This is a genomic window from Rhodococcus sp. MS13 (genome assembly GCF_013277835.1).
Taxonomy (GTDB): Bacteria; Actinomycetota; Actinomycetes; order Mycobacteriales; family Mycobacteriaceae; genus Rhodococcus_F; species Rhodococcus_F erythropolis.
Genome location: NZ_VBTL01000001.1, coordinates 20,066 through 38,351, shown reverse-complemented (window position 1 = coordinate 38,351; position 18,286 = coordinate 20,066). Strand labels below are relative to the sequence as shown.

Here is an 18,286-nt window from a genome sequence, read left to right as displayed (position 1 = left end):
CTAACGACGAGGAGTGGAGGAATTTCGGAAAACGGCCGTCATCGAGTAGCCGTACAACTGCGGGGAGGATCGACGAGCGAGCAGAAAGCCGGGGCCATGACGGGCACGTAGTCGGCCCCGACGCCGTTCTCGTGAATGATCCGGCGGTAGGCGTCGACGCCGTCGGTCGGGATTCGCGCCGCAGTGGGATCGCCGAGAACATCGACCGTGTAGAGGCCGAATCGAGGTCGGTACGAACCCCATTCGTAGTTGTCGGTGATGGACCAGTAGTTGTAGCCGATCACGTCGGCACCGTCTTCTCGGGCGCGTTCCATCCAATAGATGTGATCGCGTAAGTGATTCGCGCGTGTGTAACCGTCGGCGCGCGGCGCTCCATTGTCGGTGGGCATGCCGTTCTCGACGATGTAGAGGGGGAGTTCCGGATACTTGTCCGAGTACCGCATCAATGCGTCGTAGAGGCCTTCGGGTTGTGGTGTGACGTTGTAGAACTCGTCGAGTGCGGCGTACGCGGCAGTCGGATTGTTCAGGGCCACACCGTAGTAGTAGTCGATCCCGAGAAAGTCGAGCTTGTCGCGCACCCGATCCGTGAATACCGAATCGATCGCCTCGGACACGCCGGGAATGAAGGAGAAATTACTGCTCACGCGGGCACCGGGATCGAGAACATGGATGCGGTCGTAGATCGCCCGGTGGGCTCGGACCAATGAATCGAACATCGACGGTGCCTGGGTGAGTGCGATTCCGCCGTAGGTCAATTCACGCTGAACATACACAGTCGGCTCGTTGATCGTGATCCACAGCGCCCCGATTCCGGAGTACCGCTCGACTACCTTCTCTGCGTTGACCAGCCAATCGGCTTCCGTCTTCGGATTTGTCCAGCCGCCTTGATCGACAACCCATCCCGGATACACCCAGTGGTCGAGCGTGATCATCGGAGTCATGCCCCGCGCGCGGATGTGAGCCACCACGTCGTCGTAGTACGCGAATTCGGCCTCGTTCCAGCTCCCGGCGGCGGGCTGAACTCGCGCCCACTCGACGCCGAATCGGAAAACCTTCGATCCCAGATCGGCCGCCAGGTCGATGTCCTCGGCGTAGCGATGCCGGAAGTCGACCGAATCACCGATTTTGTCGTGGGTTCGTCCGGAATCGGAGTATCGAGACCAGTTGCTGTCCGGTGACGAACCTTCTGATTGGAATCCGGAGGTGGCAACGCCCCAGAGGAAGTCATCCGGTACCTCCGCCGAGGCGCGAGTGGGAAAGGCGAGCGCCCCGAGCAGGCACGTCAGTGCCATGAGTGCAGGCGTAATAGACCGTGACAGGGCTCCCATGCCTGGGAGACTAAGTCATACAAGTGTCCAGTCGCAGGCGTTTCGTCCGATCCGCCCGCGACTGGATCGTGTCACTCAGTGACCCAGCCGCTCAGAAATTCCGCTCAGAAAACCATGGTCATCGATCCCGGATTCCACGTCCCGGAGCGCTGAACGGTCGCTTCGTCGACCTGGGCAGGCACTGCACTCGGATCGATCGGTGTGTACTTCTCGATCGAACCCCAGTCGCGAGCCCAGTCGTTGTCGAGGTACGACGGAATGGTCTGAGCGGTCAGGAGCAGATCGATCCACCCCAACGGTCCACCGCCGTAGTGGTCCTGCCAGGCGCTGGTCACGAGCGCGCCGGAATGGTCGGGAAGGATCCGATACTCGGGGACCTCGGCGATACCGACCCGATGATCGAAGGGGCGTTGGCACGGGAATGCCAGTCCGACAGCCCAATCCAGCATGACGGGCGCCTGTGAACCGACGACGTCGTTGAGCTTCTGGGTCTTCGGAACCCGCGGCGGGGTGACGGCCACCCATTGGTCGGGCTTGCTGTCGTAGTCGCTGACGACAAGTCGAATGCTGTTGGCTTCGACGGGAATCTGGTCCAGCGGCACACGCAGGTTCCGCCATGAGGGTGCCGGACCGATGTCGAGGGGCGCGATCTTTCCGAGTGTTTCCACAGCGTCTGTTTCGGCATCGTCGACGCCACGCGCTGTTCCGTATTCGACCTCGACGTTCTGGCCGTAGGTGACGATTCCGTCCTTGTCGACCGACCGAACACGACCAGCGGTTGCAATCGAGATGATGTCTCCGCGTGTGGCGTTCTCGCCCACGTCGGGGAGTTGGTACCAGTCGCTGGTCAGAGTGCCGGGGGAGGGCTGACCGTAACTACCCATGACGGGTGTTGTCGCCGGGTCGAGACCGAACGGCAACGCGACCGAACTACCGTTGACTCCGGTCTGTCCGGCGCCACCGCCGGTTCCGGCCGAGTTACCGGCGGTGTCCTCGGAGGTGTCGACGGTGTTCGCGCCGCCGGTAGCCGTGGCTTCCTTGTCTGCTCGAAGGTCGGAGGCGACGCCATTCGGATCGAATCCTGTAGCCCCACCGGCGGAGAGTGCTGTGGCGACGCTGCCCGAGAGGGGCGTCAGCATCGAGGCGTTCGGATCGGTCTCGAGCAGAACGTCGTTGGCGAGTCCGCAGTGTTGGCCGAGAACGGCGTCGACGTTTGCACGGCCCACCGAATAGGCCGGGTACTGGGTGACCGCGCCCTTGGCCATGGACAGCACCTCGAAGAGGACCATGGCACCTGCGGCAATCGTCAGTGGCGAGATGGCAAGCAGTCGAGCGTGCTTCGCGGACGGTTCCTTCCCGGCGGTGTACGGCTCACGGAAGAAGTACCACGCGGCGACGCCGAGCATCAGCACGGTCAGCCCGAGGAGGACGGTGCTCGCGCCGAGTCCGCTGATCGACACCGGCTTGTCAAACCACGGAACGCTGTAGCTGGACACGTAGTAATAGCTGTTGCTGCCGGTGAATGCGACGGCCAGGAGAAACAGTACGGCTGCCGCGAAGAGGGCCCGATTGCGCGGCGAGCGCAGGAGTTTTGTACCCACGGCGACCGCCGTCATCATCGCCAGAACGGCGGTGAGTCCGGCAAAGATTCCGAAGTGGTGCGTCCACTTGGTCGGCGAGAACATCAGCAGTGGCAGTGCGCCGATCGTCAGCCCCACGACGCGGCGTGACGGACCGGCGGCCAAACCGGGAATCCGGCCGCCCTTGCGCAGCATCATCGCGGTGCAGACGCCAAGGCACAGAACCATGACGAACACACCGAATCTGCGAGTCAGAGAACCGTCGACGGAGATGTTGAAGAGGTATTGGTAGCGGAGGTACTCGTCGAACCAGGGCTGGTTCGGTGAGATCGAGTGGACGCGTTGCATCTCGATGACGGCGGCGAGGCTCTGATCGCCGAACGCGGGGATGAGGATCGACAGTCCGGCAGCTAGCAGTGGCCCGACGGCCGCGATGTAACCGGTGGTGCGGGCACGTTCGATGATGATGCGCATGATCGGGCGGATTCCGGCGATCAGTGCGGCGAAGCAGATGAGGCCGGAAGGCCCGGCGGTCAAGGTGAATCCGGCGATCAGAATCGCGACTGCGACCGGCAGAAGTCGTCTCGTCGCGACTGCGCGTTCGATCGAGCACCACGTCAGCAGGACGCCGAGAGCAACGATCGGTTCGGGGCGCAGTCCGTTGTTGAACGGAAGCCAGAAGGCGAGGAAGACAAGCGCGCCGGTCCACAGGGCGAGCCGGTTTCCGCGAATTGCGGCTCCCAGTCGAGGCGCGACCTCGCGGCTGATGACGAGCCAGGTGATGATGCCTGCCAACAGAGCAGGCAGACGAACCCAGGGGCTTGCAGTGCTGACGTGCGCCAGGAGTCCGAGGATGTTGTAGTACGGCGTTCCGAACGGGGTCTCGGGGACCGCGAACCACCGGAAATAGTTGGACATGTAGCCCGATTGCTCGGAGGCCCTGGCCATCGTGAACTGGTAGCCGTCATCGGTGGTGGTAGCGCCGATGAAGTGCCAGAGCACCAGAGTTCCGACGACGACGCCGTCGAGGACGGTGAACTTCCACCATCGGGCGGGCAGAAATTTGCGTGTGCCCCGGCCGTCGCGGTTGTCGAGGCGGTGCAGCGCGAAGAGGGACACGACAGCCGTGACTGCCCCGAGAATCATGGCGAGAGTCTTGATCACCGACGGGCTCGACGAGAAGCGAGAGTCCGCCTCGATCGAGACGTTCAAACCGGCTGATGCCGAATCGAGGTCGCTGAAGACGCCGACTACCTGTGGTCGGCTGTCGCCCTCGATGACGCGCGGTTCGGAACCGGTGGCGCTGAAGGTGGTTCGGGTCGGCTCGGCGGCGAGCGTGAGTGCGCATCCAGTTTGCAGATCAGCAACGGGTGTCGAGAGCAGCACTTGATCGCGCAGGACAACGTCGACCCGAGCGGGAGCGTCGGCGGATTCGGGGGAGACAGTGGCAACAAATCCGTAGCGGCGCGCATCGGCGGCACCCAGGGGAGCCGTCGAGACGAGTGTTCCGCCGGTGGCGGCCAACTCGCTGATCGACGCGCACGGGATCGATGCCTCCATGCGTAGCGGTGTGTACGAGACCAATGGCGCCTCGACGCTTTTCGTCGACCCGGCCTGCGGCCAGTTGACGACGGCTGTGTCCTGCTCGATCGGCAGGAACGGCACTGATCCGCACAAAACTATGCCGAGGATCGATGCGACAATCGCAACGATCCGTGCTCGGTTCGGTCCGCTGGATCGCTGAGGGGTCGGCAAGGCCGGAGGTGCGGTCGTGGCCACGTCACTGTCTGTCACGACTTTGGACCCTAGCTGTGCGTGACGTGTTTGTTATAAAAGCGCGAGTAATGGGATGGTCGTGTTCCCGGTGCCGTTCCGCGGTGCGGGGGTTGTCGGCGATCGAGGCGGGGGTGCTGTGCACGAAGTTCACGAGTCCATTTCGTTGAGCCCACTTCTGCGGCGTTCGACGGCCGCATTGTGCGTCGTCCTCGGAATTGTCCTGGTGATTGTCTGCGGGTTCGCGGCGATCGTGGAACACGACCCGGCGGGCTACGTCGGCGCCGTGTTGTCCGCGGTCCTGTCCTTCGGGTTGGCCGCGTACATGTGGAAGGTGCGCGTGATCATCACCACAGACGTCGAACGAGTGTCGATCGCGCTGTCTCCGGGGCTGCGTCAGGTATTTCGGTGGGACGAAGTTGTGTCTGCAACTGCAGTACATATCGGGATGGGCACCGGAATCGGTTATCGAATGACCGGCCCAGGTATGCGGGTAATTCTCGCGTCACCCGGCGCCGGGGTCCGCTTTCGTCTGCACGACGGACGCGAAATCTCGGTGGCGACCGACCGAAGGGACGAGCTGATCGAACTCGCCCGGCGGCGGGCGCCGGACCTGCAGTGAGCGTCGCAGGTGGACCGGTGAAAAATGGGGTGCGCCTATCCTGGATAATTGACATCAGTTCTGTGTTTCAGGCGCGTTGTTCAGGCCTGTAATGCCGGACCGGTTTGCTGCCGCTTGCACAGGCACCCCGTTTGCGTACGAGAGGAACTCTCATGCTTGCCCGCACCGACCTGCGTGGTCGTACCCCATCCACGGCCGAACTTCGCGCCGCGCTTCCCCGAGGTGGAGTGGATGTGGACGCGGTGCTGCATCAGGTTCGCCCGATGGTCGAAGCTGTTCGTGATCGCGGGGCAGAAGCCGCCCTCGAGTTCGGCGAGAAGTTCGACGGCGTTCGTCCGGCTTCGGTTCGTGTACCCGCAGCCGAGCTCGAGCGCGCACTTCGTGAACTCGACCCCGCAGTCAAGGAAGCACTCGAGGTTGCGATCGAGCGCACCCGCAAGGTGCACGCCGATCAGCGTCGCAAGGACACCGTCACCGAGGTCGTTCCGGGCGGCACGGTCACCGAGCGTTGGGTTCCGGTCGAGCGCGTCGGGCTGTACGTACCCGGTGGCAATGCCGTGTACCCGTCGAGCGTTGTCATGAACGTCGTGCCGGCCCAGACGGCCGACGTCGGGTCGCTTGTTGTCGCCTCGCCGCCCCAAGCCGACTTCGGCGGATTGCCGCACCCGACCATTCTTGCCGCCGCAGCCATGCTCGGCGTCGACGAGGTGTGGGCCGTCGGCGGCGGGCAGGGCGTCGCCCTCCTTACCTACGGCGGAACCGACACCGATGGAACCGAGCTTGTCCCGGTCGACCTCATCACCGGTCCCGGCAACATCTACGTCACTGCGGCCAAGCGTCTGTGCCGCGGACTGGTCGGCATCGACGCAGAAGCCGGTCCCACCGAGATCGCGATCCTCGCCGACCACACCGCTGACCCGGTCCACGTTGCCGCCGACCTCATCAGTCAGGCCGAGCACGACGTGATGGCCGCCAGCGTTCTTGTCACGACCAGCGTCGAATTGGCCGACGCGGTCGACAAGGCTCTGGCTGCGCAGCTCGAAATCACCAAGCACCGCGAACGCGTCACCACGGCACTGACCGGCAGCCAGTCGGGCACGGTGCTGGTTTCTGATGTTTCCGCTGGTCTGCGCGTCGTCAACGCTTATGCGGCCGAGCACCTCGAGATTCAGACCGAGGACGCAACCGGTGTCGCAGCTCAGGTCACCAGCGCTGGTGCCGTGTTCGTCGGCCCATGGGCGCCGGTCAGCCTCGGCGACTACTGTGCCGGCTCCAACCACGTTCTGCCGACGGCCGGGTGTGCACGCCACTCCTCCGGTCTGAGTGTGCAGACGTTCCTTCGTGGAATCCACGTGATCGACTACTCCGAGTCTGCACTGAAAGACGTTGCCGGACACGTCATCACGCTGGCCAATGCGGAGGATCTGCCGGCTCATGGCGAGGCTGTGCGTCTGCGATTCGAGGCTCTGCGATGAGTAGTGCTCCTGGAGAGTCGATTTCGGTCGACGCCCTTCCGATTCGCGAGAACCTGCGTGGAAAGTCGGCGTACGGCGCACCGCAGTTGACGGTTCCGGTTCAGCTCAACACGAACGAGAACCCGCATCCGCCGACCCAGGCGCTCATCGACGATGTGGCCGAATCCGTGCGCGAAGCCGCGAAGGAACTGCACCGCTACCCCGACCGTGACGCTGTGGCGTTGCGGACGGATCTGGCTGCGTACCTGGCGAAGCAGACAGGTGTACCGGTCACCGTAGACAATCTGTGGGCGGCAAACGGATCGAACGAGATTCTGCAGCAGCTGTTGCAGGCCTTCGCAGGTCCGGGACGTAGCGCGATGGGTTTTGTGCCCTCGTACTCGATGCACCCGATCATCGCCGACGGTACCGATACCGAGTGGGTCGAGGTCTTCCGTCGGGACGACTTCGCACTCGACGTGGATGCTGCCGTCACCGTGATCGCGGAACGTCGACCCGACGTCGTGTTCGTGACTAGCCCCAACAACCCGACCGGACACAGCGTCGGGATTGCGGAACTGCGACGCATCCTCGACGTGGCGCCGGGCATCGTGATCGTGGACGAGGCGTACGCGGAGTTCTCCGCTGCCCCCAGCGCGATGACGCTGATCGACGAGTTCCCGGCCAAGCTGGTTGTGACCCGCACCATGAGCAAGGCTTTCGCGTTTGCCGGTGGCCGACTCGGCTACCTCGCCGCCGCTCCCGCGTTCATCGACGCACTGTTGTTGGTGCGCTTGCCTTATCACCTCTCGGTGGTCACGCAAGCGGCGGCACGTGCCGCCCTGCGTCACGCCGACGAGACCCTCGGCAGTGTGCACGCCTTGTCCGCCGAGCGCGATCGAGTGTCGAAGGCGCTGGCGGACACCGGTTTCCGAGTGATTCCCAGTGACGCGAACTTCATCTTGTTCGGTCAGTTCACGGACAGCGCACAGGCGTGGAAGGAATACCTCGACCGCGGGGTTCTCATCCGCGACATCGGCATCCCCGGATATCTGCGGGCCACCGTGGGACTCGAAGCCGAGAACGACGCGTTCATCAAGGCCAGTGACGAAATCGCAGGCACCCAGCTGGTCGACACGAATTCAGGAGAGACGGCATGAGCGATCGCATCGCGCGGATCGAACGAACAACTCGGGAATCAAGCATCGTCGTCGAACTGAATCTGGACGGGACCGGCATCGTCGACGTCTCCACCGGCGTTCCGTTCTTCGACCACATGCTCAATGCCTTGGGTACGCACGCCAGCTTCGATCTCGACGTCAAGGCGAAGGGTGACGTCGAGATCGACGCCCACCACACCGTCGAGGACACCGCGATCGTTTTCGGCCAGGCGCTCGGCCAGGCACTCGGCGACAAGAAGGGCATCCGTCGTTTCGGCGACGCTTTCATCCCGATGGACGAAACGTTGGCGCACGCGTCGGTCGATGTCTCCGGTCGCCCTTACTGCGTGCACACCGGTGAGCCCGACTACATGGTGCATTCCGTCATCGGCGGGTACCCGGGTGTTCCGTATCACGCGGTGATCAACCGCCACGTGTTCGAGTCGATCGCATTGAATGCACGTATCGCACTGCACGTTCGGGTTCTGTACGGCCGCGATCAGCATCACATCACCGAAGCCGAGTACAAGGCCGTTGCGCGCGCTCTGCGTGAGGCGGTCGAGCCGGATCCGCGCGTGAGTGGCGTGCCGTCGACGAAGGGCACACTGTGAGCGTCCTCTTCACCTACCTGCTGTTCATCGGCGCGGGTATTGCCGTGGGCGGCGCCTACTCGATGTTCAAGGTCAACAAGCTTGCGTCGGGAATCCTTCTGGCGTTGGCGGTTCTGGCGGCGGTAGCGGGCGCACTGCGTCTGTGACGCGAAAAGTGACTGCGTCTGTGACGCGAAAAGTGACTGTGTCTGAGACGCAAGATCCTGCTCCATCGCCGGGGTTGCTTCGCACTCCGGGCATGATCGGTGTCCTGATCATGGCGGCGGCAGCTTTCGGTGGCTGGTCGTTGCTGTTGCCGGTGGTGCCGTTGCTGGTTGCGCATTCCGGCGGATCGGATGCGCTCGCCGGATCGGTGACCGGTGTCTTCATGGCGGCCACGGTCGTGACGCAACTGCTCGTGCCTCGGTTGTTGCGGACGCAGGGCTACCGGCGCGTGCTGGCGGTCGGATGTCTGCTCCTCGGTCCACCGTCGTTGGTGCTGTTGATCTCGGCCGACGCCGGCCCCGTCCTGGCGGTTTCCGCGGTGCGAGGAATCGGTTTCGGCATGCTGACTGTTGCCGGCAGTGCGCTCGTGGCGGAGTTGGCGCCCAAACGAATTCTGGGCCGTGCCACCGGCGCTCAGGGAATCGCGATCGCAGCGTCACAAATGGCGGGGCTTCCGCTGGGACTTGCGATCATGGAACGGTGGTCGGCAACACCGGTGTTCGTTCTCGGTGCGCTGATCCCGGCACTCGCGCTGGTGGCCATTGCCGGGTTGCCGAAGATCTTCGCCCAGCCCACCGGCGAATCCGCCCGGTTGAGTGTGTTCGTCGTCTTGGTCCCGGTGCTCGCTCTGGCGTGTGTGTCCGCGTCGTTCGGCGGGCTGTCGTCTCTACTGCCGATCGCAATCTCGGAGCGCGCGGCCGTTGCAGGTGTGGTGTTGGCGACCGCCAGTGGATCGATGTTGATCGGCCGGTACTCGGCGGGCCTGATCGCCGATCGTCTCGGCAGTGGTCGGACACTCGCGCCGGCATTGGCGTCGTCGACCATCGGATTGGTGCTGTTCGCGATCAACGTCGACGGCGGGTCGACGCCGGTCTTGTTCTGCGCGGCGGTCCTTTTCGGGCTCGGGTTCGGGGCGGTGCAGAACGAATCCTTGGTCATGGCGTTTCAGGCTGCCGGCCCGAGGCAACTCGGATCCGCCAGCGCGATCTGGAACATCGGCTACGACGCCGGCACCGGAATCGGTGCACTGGCGTTGGGATTCGTGGCCACGACTGCCGGCTATGCGTGGGTCTTCGCGGTCTCCGCGGTCGTTGTCGCTCTGCTCCCGGCACTGGCCGCGGGCGGCAAAGTGATCGGCAACAGGGTTGCCCGATAGAGTTGGGGCATGAGCGCTTCCACGATTGCTGTACTCGATTACGGCTCCGGCAACCTGCATTCCGCTACTCGCGCACTGGCGCGCACCGGGGCGCAGGTGGAGGTGACCAACGATATGAAGGTTGCACTGGCGGCAGACGGTCTCGTGGTACCCGGTGTCGGCGCGTTCGCGGCCTGCATGGAAGGTCTGCGCGCAGTTCAGGGTGACCGAATCATCGGTAGACGCTTGGCCGGTGGCCGACCGGTGCTGGGTATCTGCGTCGGCATGCAGATTCTGTTCGACCGCGGAGTCGAATTCGGTGTCGAGGCGGAGGGCTGCGGCGAATGGCCTGGCACCGTCGAGAGGCTGCAAGCAGAGGTTTTGCCGCACATGGGCTGGAACACCGTGGAGGCTCCGGAGTCGAGCACGCTGTTCAAGGGTATCGACGCCGACACCCGCTTCTACTTCGTTCACTCGTACGGTGTGCAGAGTTGGGAACTCGCGCCGTCCGAGCACATCGCACCTCCGAAGCTGACGTGGGCAGATCACGGCGGAAAGTTCCTCGCTGCCGTCGAGAACGGTGCGTTGTCGGCAACGCAGTTCCACCCCGAGAAATCCGGCGACGCAGGCGCCGAGTTGCTGAGCAACTGGGTGCAGAGTTTGTGACCGGGAGTTCCGGCCCGAACCGCGGCGACGACTTTTCCCTCGCTCGTCTGGCGTTGTTCTCGCTCGGCGCCGCTGTGGCTGCGTTGGCGGTCGCCACCGTCGTCATCGTCGTGCTCAAACCCTCGCCGGGTGTCGGTCTCGCGATCGGTCTCGTGGGGGTCGTTGCTGCGATCGCGGCAATGGGCGTCGTATCCAAGCGGATGACCCGAAAAGCGTTCGGTGACCCGGAAGACGGTTCGAGGTCCTGACCTACTAGGGTTACCGCACGTGAGCCTGGTCCTTTTGCCTGCTGTAGATGTTGTCAACGGTGAAGCTGTTCGCCTCGTGCAAGGAGAGGCGGGAAGTGAGACCGGTTACGGGTCGCCCCGCGACGCTGCTCTTGCGTGGCAGAACGACGGTGCCGAATGGGTGCATCTTGTCGACCTCGACGCCGCTTTCGGGCGTGGGTCCAACAGCGAACTGCTGGCAGGCGTCATCGGCGACCTGACGGTCAAGGTGGAACTCTCCGGAGGAATCCGCGACGACGCTTCCCTGGAAGCTGCACTGGCCACCGGCTGTGCCCGCGTCAATCTCGGAACCGCCGCTATCGAAGATCCCGAGTGGTGTGCCCGTGCATTGGCCAAGTACGGCGACAAGATCGCCGTCGGACTCGACGTTCGTCTGGTCGACGGCCAGTACCGCACCCGTGGGCGCGGCTGGGTCACCGACGGCGGCGATCTGTGGGAGACCCTGGCCCGTCTCGATCGCGACGGCTGCACCCGTTACGTCGTCACCGACGTCTCCAAAGACGGCACACTCACCGGTCCCAACCTCGAACTTCTCAGTCAAGTCTGCGCTGTCACCGACGCTCACGTCGTCGCCTCCGGTGGTGTGTCGACCATCGAGGATCTGCTCGCCATTTCCAGCCTGGTAGATCAGGGTGTCGAGGGCGCGATCGTCGGCAAGGCGCTGTATGCCGGTCGCTTCACGCTCCCCGAAGCACTGGCAGCAGTTTCCGGATAGATTTTCCAGATGACTCCGACGCGTGACCTCGACGAACTTCTCGCGATTGCGGGTCGGCTTCTCGACGGCGTCCACGATCAGTTCGTCGCCGGTGTCGGCGCCCCGAGTGCGGTCCGCAAGGGCTGGGGTGATTTTGCCACCGAGGTCGATCTTGCGCTCGAGAAGCGGTTGACCGCGGAGTTGTTCGAGCAGACCGGCATCGAGGTGCACGGCGAGGAATTCGGCGGCCCAGACGTCGGTTCGGGGCTCGTCTGGGTTCTCGACCCCGTCGACGGTACTTTCAACTACTCGGCCGGATTGCCCACTGCCGGAACACTGTTGGCGCTTCTCGACGATGGTGTCCCGGTACTCGGATTGACCTGGCTTCCGTTGATCGGTCACACGTACGCCACTCGTGCCGGCGGTCCGTTGTTGGTCAACGGAATCGCCGTACCGCCGCTGGAGCCAACCGATCTGGCGTCGTCGATCGTCGGATTGGGTGCCCTCAACGTCAACAGTCGCGGCCGGATCCCCGGCAGTTTCCGTCTCGACCTCCTCGCCGAGATCAGCAAGGTGTCCTCGCGGATCCGGATACACGGCTCCACCGGAGTCGATCTCGCTTTCACGGCGGCCGGCATCCTGGGCGGAGCGATCGTCTACGGCCGCAACGCGTGGGACAACGCGGCCGGGGTCGCTCTCGTTCGCGGTGCGGGCGGGGTGGTCACCGATCTGGCCGGCAACCCGTGGACCGTAGAATCGGAGTCGGTGCTCGCTGCCGCCCCGGGCATCCACGGTGAGATTCTCGATATCCTCAACGCGCTCGGTGATCCGCGCGCTTCGTCCTCAGGAGGACCACAGTCATGACCCTCGCAGTTCGTGTGATTCCGTGCCTCGACGTCGACGCCGGACGAGTGGTCAAGGGTGTCAACTTCGAGAATCTTCGCGACGCCGGAGATCCCGTGGAACTCGCGGCAGCGTACGACGCTCAGGGCGCCGACGAACTGACCTTCCTGGACGTCACCGCCTCGACGTCGGATCGTGGCACGATGCTCGACGTCGTAAGTCGTACTGCCGAGCAGGTTTTCATTCCTCTGACCGTCGGCGGTGGAGTGCGCACGGTCGCGGACGTCGATCGTCTGCTGCGTGCCGGTGCAGACAAGGTCAGCGTCAACACCGCGGCGATTGCGCGCCCGGAACTGCTCAAGGAACTGAGTGAGCGTTTCGGCTCGCAGTGCATCGTCCTCTCGGTCGACGCCCGCACCGTTCCCCAGGGGCAGCCGGACACACCGTCGGGGTGGGAGGTCACCACGCACGGGGGCAAGCGCGGCACGGGCATCGACGCTGTCGAGTGGGCCGAGCGTGGTGCCGAGTTGGGAGTGGGGGAGATCCTGCTCAACTCGATGGATGCCGACGGCACCAAAGCGGGCTTCGACCTTCTGATGATCCGCGCTGTCCGGGCAGCAGTCCACGTACCGGTGATCGCCAGTGGCGGTGCCGGCCTGGTCGAGCACTTTGCCCCGGCAGTCGAAGCGGGCGCAGACGCAGTTCTCGCAGCGAGTGTCTTCCACTTCGGCGATCTGAGCATCCCGGAGGTCAAGGATGCGATGCGTGCCGAGGGAATCGTCGTTCGCTAGGCGTTCTCGGCGCGGATTCCGTCGAACATGAGGCGGCTGATGGCTTGGTTCAGCGTGGTGCAGTCGACGGACGAATCGGCTCGCAATCCTTGAATCGCACTTGCCAGCATCATGCCGTTGACGGCCTGCGCAGTGTTGTCGACGTCGAGGTCGGCGCGTAGATAGCCGCATTCGACTCCGTGATGCAGGTACGCCGCGGTCAACGATGCCGACTGGTCGAGTAGATCGAGCATCCGGCCAGTGAGATCGGCGTCGACGCCTGTCGTCTCGAAGAGCAGAACCCGCGGAATGCGCGGGTCGTCGAAGAAGATGCGGGGGAGCGCTTCGGCGATGCGACCGACCTGGGCGCGGTACTCGTCCAACGTATTTGCTGCGTCAGGGGCATTTTCGACGGCGAGTGCGCTGATGATCTTTGCGATCAGATCGTCGATGACGTGGTCGATGATGTCGCGCTTGTTCTCGAAGTACCGGTAGAAGGTCCCGTGACCGATTCCGAGAGTTGTTGCGATATCGGCAATTCCGGTCGCGTGGTAGCCGCGTTCCGCGAAGCACTCGAATGATGCGTCGATGATCTCGCGGCGCAATTCCGCTTTTTTTCGTTCCGCTCGGGTCATGGCCTTCGTCACGTCTGGAATGATACCGTTCTCAATAACGGAATGACGTGTCAGTTTCTGATGTGCAGTTCACGGGTGCGTGGTTCATGGGTGTGCAGTTCATGAGAGGGATTCTCCGATGGCAGTGCAGTACGACGCAGTAGTGGTGGGGGCGGGCTTCGGCGGAATGGGTGCGGCCATTCAACTCAAGCGGATGGGCCTGGACAACCTGGCGATTCTCGAGCGTGAGGACGATCTGGGTGGAACCTGGCACGTCAACCGCTATCCCGGTTTGGCTGTCGACATCGCGTCGGTCACCTACTCGTATTCGTTCGAGCCCAATCCGAACTGGTCCAGGCTCTTCGCACCGGGTGCCGAACTCAAGAAGTACGCCGATCATGTCGCGGACAAGTACGACCTGCGGAAGCACATGACGTTCGGTGCCGTGGTCAACGGAGCCCGCTGGGACGAAGATTCCTCGCACTGGGTGGTCTCCGTGGAGGGGGCACCGGACATCACTGCCAAGTACCTCCTGACTGCGACGGGTTTCCTCTCGCAGCCCCATCGACCGGACATCTCCGGTATCGATGAATTTGCGGGCAAGATCATCCACACCACCGCCTGGGACGATTCCTACGACTTGTCGGGCACCAAGACTGCAATCATCGGAACCGGCGCCACCGCCGTGCAGTTGATCCCCGAGGTGGCGCGGCAGGCCGCAGAGTTGACCGTCTACCAACGCACCCCGATCTGGGTCGTTCCCAAGATCGACGTCCCCATTCCGAGCGCAGTGCAGAAGCTGTTCTCGCGCATTCCGCTCACCCAGCGAATCGCCCGCGCTGTCAGTTCGTCGATACTCGAAATGATCATGGTCAGCGCGGTCCTGCATTACAAGCAGGTCAAACTGTTGAACAAGGGCGCTGCAGCCGCATCACGAGCGTTTCTGCGGTCGCAGGTCCGTGACGCGCATCTCCGCGAGCAACTCACACCGGACTACGACTTCGGGTGCAAGCGACCCACATTCTCGAACAGCTATTTCCGTACCTTCACCAAAGACAACGTGCACCTCGAAACCACGTCGATCGACCACATTGCTGCCGACGGAATCGTCACGGCCGACGGCCGCAAGACCGAGATCGACACCCTGGTGCTGGCAACGGGATTCAACCTCTGGGATGTGAACTTTCCGGCCATCGAGGTTATCGGCCGTGAGGGCCGAAACCTCGGTAAGTGGTGGCGCGACAACCGTTTCCAGGCCTATGAGGGGGTCGCGGTTCCCTACTTCCCCAATTTCCTCACGCTCGCCAGTCCGTACTCGTACAGCGGGTTGTCCTACTTCACGACTATCGAATCCCAGATGCAGCACATGGATCGACTGTTCGGTGAGGTGAAACGGCGTGGCGCGGAGACGTTCGAGGTCACCGAAACCGCCAACGCCGAGTTCCTGGACCGGATGACGGAGAACCTCGCGGACTCCGTCTTTTACGGCGGCAGTTGCCAGACTGCGCGGAGCTACTACTTCAATCAGCACGGGGAGGCGGCGATCCTGCGGCCCACGTCTACACGCAATGCGTTTGTCGAAGCGAAACGCTTTCCGCTCGAGGATTATTCGATCAGCTAGGCGGGCATGCCCCGTGTTCGGCTATCTCGCCGATCTGACTCCGCTCGGAACCGATATCACGGGATAGCGGTTCTGCCGGTTCAGTCGGGAAGAGACCGAGCTGTGTATCAGTTGGCTCACCGCGGAGGCAGCGCCTTTTCGCGGTGAGCCGATCACGATGGTGAAGGCGTCGTACTTGTCCGCGGTCGCGAGGATGACACCGGCCGGGTCGCCGTAGGTACAGTCGTATGTCCAGGTGTCCGTGTGCGAGGCAAGCGTCGAGGTTGTCTGTTCGCGTTGCGACACCATCTCGTCGTGCAGACGCGTTTCGAACTGTGGTGAGTCGGTTTCGACAGGCAAGTCCTCGGACGTGATGCAGTGAACGACGTGGAGTGCTGAATCCTCCTTGGCGGCAAGCGTCAATCCGTAGCTGACGACATTCTTGCCGCTCAGGCCTGTGCCGATCCCGACAACGATGTGGCGGGTCGGGACGCGATCGGTGCTCGCGTTCACGAGGTGGCAGGTGTACTCCGGGTGTGGGCCGTCATGACGTTGATGGTTCATGTCGGATCCTCTTCCAGAGCGAGAAGCGAAGAAACTTCCATTCTACGGCGACCAAGCAGGGGAATTCCACGGAAGTCACAGGTGGAAGGTATAAACGTCATATGAGCCTTGATCCCGCAATCGCGGCGAAGCTGAAGCGAAACGACGCCGGACTGTTCAGCGCGGTTGCGCAGGAGAAGTCGACCGGTGATGTGCTGATGGTCGCGTGGATGGACGACGAAGCGCTCGCGCGAACACTGGAAACCCGTAAGGGGACGTACTATTCGCGCTCGCGGCAGCAGTACTGGGTCAAGGGAGAGACCTCCGGGCACACCCAGTACGTGCACGAGGTGCGCCTCGACTGTGACGGCGATTCCGTCTTGCTGATCGTCGATCAGGAGGGCGCCGCGTGCCACACCGGCACTCACACGTGTTTCGACACCGACGTCCTGCTCGCTTCGGAACAGTGACACGAGATGGCCGCTGACAAGACTCCACAACCGCTCGATTACGCCTTCACCGCTCCCATCGAGAAAGACGGGGCGTTCGCGACATTTCTGACGGTGCCTGGTTCGGCGGAACTTCTGGGAACCAGGCGCGCTGTGAAGGTGGTCGGGACTCTCGATGGTGAACATCCCTTCGAGGCGACGCTGATGCCGTCCGGTGACGGTCCACACTGGCTTCCGCTGCGCGTGGCGCTCTGCAAGGCGATCGGCAAGAGTGCCGCTGGAGAAGAAGTATCGGTACATCTACAGCAGCGACTGAGCTGAAGTTTTCCCGAACCAAGGAGCGTCGTGGTCGACAGAGCGGTTGATTCGTTGCAGGTGGTAGCGCGAGAGCTGAGCCCGTTCGGCGGTGACGAGTCGAAAACACGCACGTTGCGCATGTCGCGGACCCTCGCGGCGCCCATCGGCACGGTCTGGGCAGCGATCACCGAGTTCGACCGCATTCCCCAATGGTTCATGCCGGTCGGGGGAGAAGCCAGGATCGGCGGCCACTATCAGCTGGAGGGCAACGCCGGCGGCGAAATTTTGGCGTGCGATGCTCCTCGAACACTTCGCATCACCTGGGAATACGGCGGCGATGTGAGCTATGTGACTGTGAATCTCGCCGAAAAAGGCAGTGGTGCAACGCTGTTCGACTTCGAACACGCCGCGGACGTGGCGCCGGATCGGTGGGCCGAGTACGGTCCAGGTGCCGTCGGTGTCGGGTGGGACATGGGACTGCTCGGGCTGGCTCGACACGTGGAACTGGGGATCGCGACGCCACTCGAGACACCCGAGTGGTCGGCGAGCGACGAGGCCAAGGCATTCATCGCGGGAAGCAGTGAACTGTGGGCCGAAGCTGCGATCGCATCGGGCGACGACCCGGATGCGGCTGCAGCCGCCGCTGCTCGCACGACCGCTGCATACGCCGGGTAGATCACCTCTACGAGGACTAACATCGGATTAGTCTGGTTGTTGCGGGACTTCCGCGCCACGAGCGGAGACGACGATGGTGTATCGGCTCATCGAAGTAGTGACGGTGTTCGTCCACTTCGCGTTTGTCCTCTATGTGGTGCTGGGTGGGTTCGTGGCGTGGAAGTGGCGTCGTACCATCGGTTTTCACCTTCTTGCAGTCGTCTGGGGAGCCGGTTCGATAGCGGTCGGATATGACTGCCCGCTGACCAATCTCGAGAACTGGGCCCGCCGAATGGCCGGTATCGCGGAGTTGCCGTCCACCGGATTCATCTCGCACTACATCACCGGCGTGTTCTATCCGGCGAGTATCGAAGGCCTGGTACAGGCGCTCGCGGCGACAGTGGTTGTCGGATCCTGGGTCGGATACGTGCTGCTCGGACGGCATTCGAAGGCTGAGGTCAAAGCGTCTTCAGTGTCGTGATTCCGTACAAACGATCCCTGCCGTTTCCGAATGGAAACGACAGGGAAGCGCTACCTGGATTTACGCGCGAGTCAGTGCCACCACCGGGATTGTGCGGATCCCAGCTGTCTTCTCCGCATATTCGGCAAATCCCGGGTATCGACTGGCCTGCTCGTCGTAGATGCGGTCACGCTTCTCGCCGGTTACTTCGCTGACGGAGACCGGGTATGTTTCGGTGCCGATCTCGACCTCTGCCTGGTCGGTGGCAACGAGGTTGTAGTACCAGTCGGGGTTGGTCGGGGCACCGGCCTTGGATGCAAAAACGTAGATGGTCTTCGGATCCTGCTCGTCTGCCAGATACATCATGGGACTCACGGAACCGCGTCCGGATTTGCGTCCTGTGTGGTGGACCAACACCATGGGCGCACCTTCGAAGGGGCCACCTACCTTGCCCTCGTTCTCCCGAAATTCCGCAATGATTCCTGCGTTCCAATCGTCGGTACTCATCGTTGTCTCCCGGTCTGCGAGTGGCGAAGGGCTCT

The 18,286-nt window shown here is 63.1% G+C and carries 21 protein-coding genes; 16 read left to right on the top strand and 5 right to left on the bottom strand.

Annotated elements, in window-relative coordinates:
• Nucleotides 1-38 precede the first annotated feature (38 nt).
• Nucleotides 39-1,292, bottom strand: coding sequence for a family 1 glycosylhydrolase (locus tag FEZ59_RS00120; RefSeq protein WP_172932180.1), 1,254 nt, complete (start codon nt 1,290-1,292; stop codon nt 39-41).
• 140 nt (nt 1,293-1,432) lie between these two features.
• Nucleotides 1,433-4,687, bottom strand: a complete 3,255-nt coding sequence (locus FEZ59_RS00115) for an arabinosyltransferase domain-containing protein (RefSeq protein WP_172932179.1) — start codon at nt 4,685-4,687, stop codon at nt 1,433-1,435.
• Nucleotides 4,688-4,757: 70 nt separating this feature from the next.
• On the opposite strand from FEZ59_RS00115, the gene FEZ59_RS00110 reads away from it, so the two are divergent.
• The 11 genes from FEZ59_RS00110 to hisF all read left to right on the top strand — a co-directional run bounded on the left by FEZ59_RS00110 (nt 4,758) and on the right by hisF (nt 13,148).
• The gene (locus FEZ59_RS00110) at nt 4,758-5,303 is read left to right on the top strand and encodes a hypothetical protein (RefSeq protein ID WP_172932048.1); all 546 of its coding nucleotides are present in this window, start codon (nt 4,758-4,760) and stop codon (nt 5,301-5,303) included.
• Between the two features lie 152 nt (nt 5,304-5,455).
• Nucleotides 5,456-6,778 carry a histidinol dehydrogenase gene (hisD, locus tag FEZ59_RS00105; protein ID WP_172932047.1) on the top strand — a complete coding sequence of 441 codons (1,323 nt, stop codon included), beginning with the start codon at nt 5,456-5,458 and terminating at the stop codon, nt 6,776-6,778.
• Complete coding sequence (locus tag FEZ59_RS00100) at nt 6,775-7,917, top strand: histidinol-phosphate transaminase (RefSeq protein ID WP_042449556.1); 1,143 nt, start codon at nt 6,775-6,777, stop codon at nt 7,915-7,917. Before hisD ends, FEZ59_RS00100 begins: the two co-directional genes overlap by 4 nt.
• Nucleotides 7,914-8,528 (top strand): imidazoleglycerol-phosphate dehydratase HisB, encoded by a 615-nt coding sequence (gene hisB, locus FEZ59_RS00095; RefSeq protein WP_003942383.1) that lies wholly within the window; start codon nt 7,914-7,916, stop codon nt 8,526-8,528. Before FEZ59_RS00100 ends, hisB begins: the two co-directional genes overlap by 4 nt.
• Entirely contained in the window at nt 8,525-8,674 is a 150-nt protein-coding gene (locus FEZ59_RS00090) for a hypothetical protein (protein WP_007732248.1), read from the top strand. The genes hisB and FEZ59_RS00090 overlap by 4 nt, the downstream gene beginning before the upstream one ends.
• A gap of 92 nt (nt 8,675-8,766) precedes the next feature.
• Complete coding sequence (locus FEZ59_RS00085) at nt 8,767-9,888, top strand: MFS transporter (RefSeq protein WP_037119544.1); 1,122 nt, start codon at nt 8,767-8,769, stop codon at nt 9,886-9,888.
• Nucleotides 9,889-9,897: 9 nt separating this feature from the next.
• Nucleotides 9,898-10,533 (top strand): imidazole glycerol phosphate synthase subunit HisH, encoded by a 636-nt coding sequence (gene hisH / locus FEZ59_RS00080; RefSeq protein ID WP_003942389.1) that lies wholly within the window; start codon nt 9,898-9,900, stop codon nt 10,531-10,533.
• Nucleotides 10,530-10,781 carry a hypothetical protein gene (locus FEZ59_RS00075; RefSeq protein WP_019748773.1) on the top strand — a complete coding sequence of 84 codons (252 nt, stop codon included), beginning with the start codon at nt 10,530-10,532 and terminating at the stop codon, nt 10,779-10,781. Before hisH ends, FEZ59_RS00075 begins: the two co-directional genes overlap by 4 nt.
• 19 nt (nt 10,782-10,800) lie before the next feature.
• Nucleotides 10,801-11,535: a bifunctional 1-(5-phosphoribosyl)-5-((5-phosphoribosylamino)methylideneamino)imidazole-4-carboxamide isomerase/phosphoribosylanthranilate isomerase PriA gene (priA, locus tag FEZ59_RS00070; protein ID WP_003942371.1), complete on the top strand. Its 735-nt coding sequence runs from the start codon at nt 10,801-10,803 to the stop codon at nt 11,533-11,535.
• 9 nt (nt 11,536-11,544) lie between these two features.
• Entirely contained in the window at nt 11,545-12,378 is an 834-nt protein-coding gene (locus FEZ59_RS00065; RefSeq protein WP_021333657.1) for an inositol monophosphatase family protein, read from the top strand.
• The gene (gene hisF, locus FEZ59_RS00060; protein WP_003942380.1) at nt 12,375-13,148 is read left to right on the top strand and encodes an imidazole glycerol phosphate synthase subunit HisF; all 774 of its coding nucleotides are present in this window, start codon (nt 12,375-12,377) and stop codon (nt 13,146-13,148) included. Before FEZ59_RS00065 ends, hisF begins: the two co-directional genes overlap by 4 nt.
• Here the strand turns inward: hisF and FEZ59_RS00055 are convergent.
• Nucleotides 13,145-13,774, bottom strand: a complete 630-nt coding sequence (locus tag FEZ59_RS00055) for a TetR family transcriptional regulator (RefSeq protein ID WP_020907998.1) — start codon at nt 13,772-13,774, stop codon at nt 13,145-13,147. The two genes, hisF and FEZ59_RS00055, sit on opposite strands and share 4 nt — an antisense overlap.
• Before the next feature lie 106 nt (nt 13,775-13,880).
• On the opposite strand from FEZ59_RS00055, the gene FEZ59_RS00050 reads away from it, so the two are divergent.
• On the top strand, nt 13,881-15,362 hold the full coding sequence (locus FEZ59_RS00050; protein WP_021333656.1) for an NAD(P)/FAD-dependent oxidoreductase: 1,482 nt from the start codon (nt 13,881-13,883) through the stop codon (nt 15,360-15,362).
• 21 nt (nt 15,363-15,383) lie between these two features.
• On the opposite strand, the gene FEZ59_RS00045 is transcribed toward FEZ59_RS00050, so the two are convergent.
• Nucleotides 15,384-15,905 carry a universal stress protein gene (locus FEZ59_RS00045; RefSeq protein WP_020907996.1) on the bottom strand — a complete coding sequence of 174 codons (522 nt, stop codon included), beginning with the start codon at nt 15,903-15,905 and terminating at the stop codon, nt 15,384-15,386.
• 101 nt (nt 15,906-16,006) lie between these two features.
• Here FEZ59_RS00045 and hisI point away from each other — a divergent pair, with 101 nt between their 5' ends.
• The 4 genes from hisI (at nt 16,007) to FEZ59_RS00025 (ending at nt 17,765) form a co-directional block, all read left to right on the top strand.
• Nucleotides 16,007-16,354, top strand: a complete 348-nt coding sequence (gene hisI / locus FEZ59_RS00040) for a phosphoribosyl-AMP cyclohydrolase (protein ID WP_172932046.1) — start codon at nt 16,007-16,009, stop codon at nt 16,352-16,354.
• A 6-nt stretch (nt 16,355-16,360) separates the two neighbouring features.
• Nucleotides 16,361-16,654, top strand: a complete 294-nt coding sequence (locus FEZ59_RS00035) for a DUF1905 domain-containing protein (protein WP_019748768.1) — start codon at nt 16,361-16,363, stop codon at nt 16,652-16,654.
• A gap of 24 nt (nt 16,655-16,678) precedes the next feature.
• Complete coding sequence (locus tag FEZ59_RS00030) at nt 16,679-17,305, top strand: SRPBCC family protein (protein WP_021333655.1); 627 nt, start codon at nt 16,679-16,681, stop codon at nt 17,303-17,305.
• Nucleotides 17,306-17,378: 73 nt separating this feature from the next.
• Nucleotides 17,379-17,765 carry a DUF2784 domain-containing protein gene (locus FEZ59_RS00025; protein ID WP_020907994.1) on the top strand — a complete coding sequence of 129 codons (387 nt, stop codon included), beginning with the start codon at nt 17,379-17,381 and terminating at the stop codon, nt 17,763-17,765.
• Between the two features lie 60 nt (nt 17,766-17,825).
• Here the strand turns inward: FEZ59_RS00025 and FEZ59_RS00020 are convergent, their stop codons facing one another.
• A complete protein-coding gene (locus tag FEZ59_RS00020) occupies nt 17,826-18,251 on the bottom strand; it encodes a nitroreductase/quinone reductase family protein (RefSeq protein ID WP_172932045.1) in 426 nt (141 codons plus the stop codon).
• Nucleotides 18,252-18,286 lie beyond the last annotated feature (35 nt).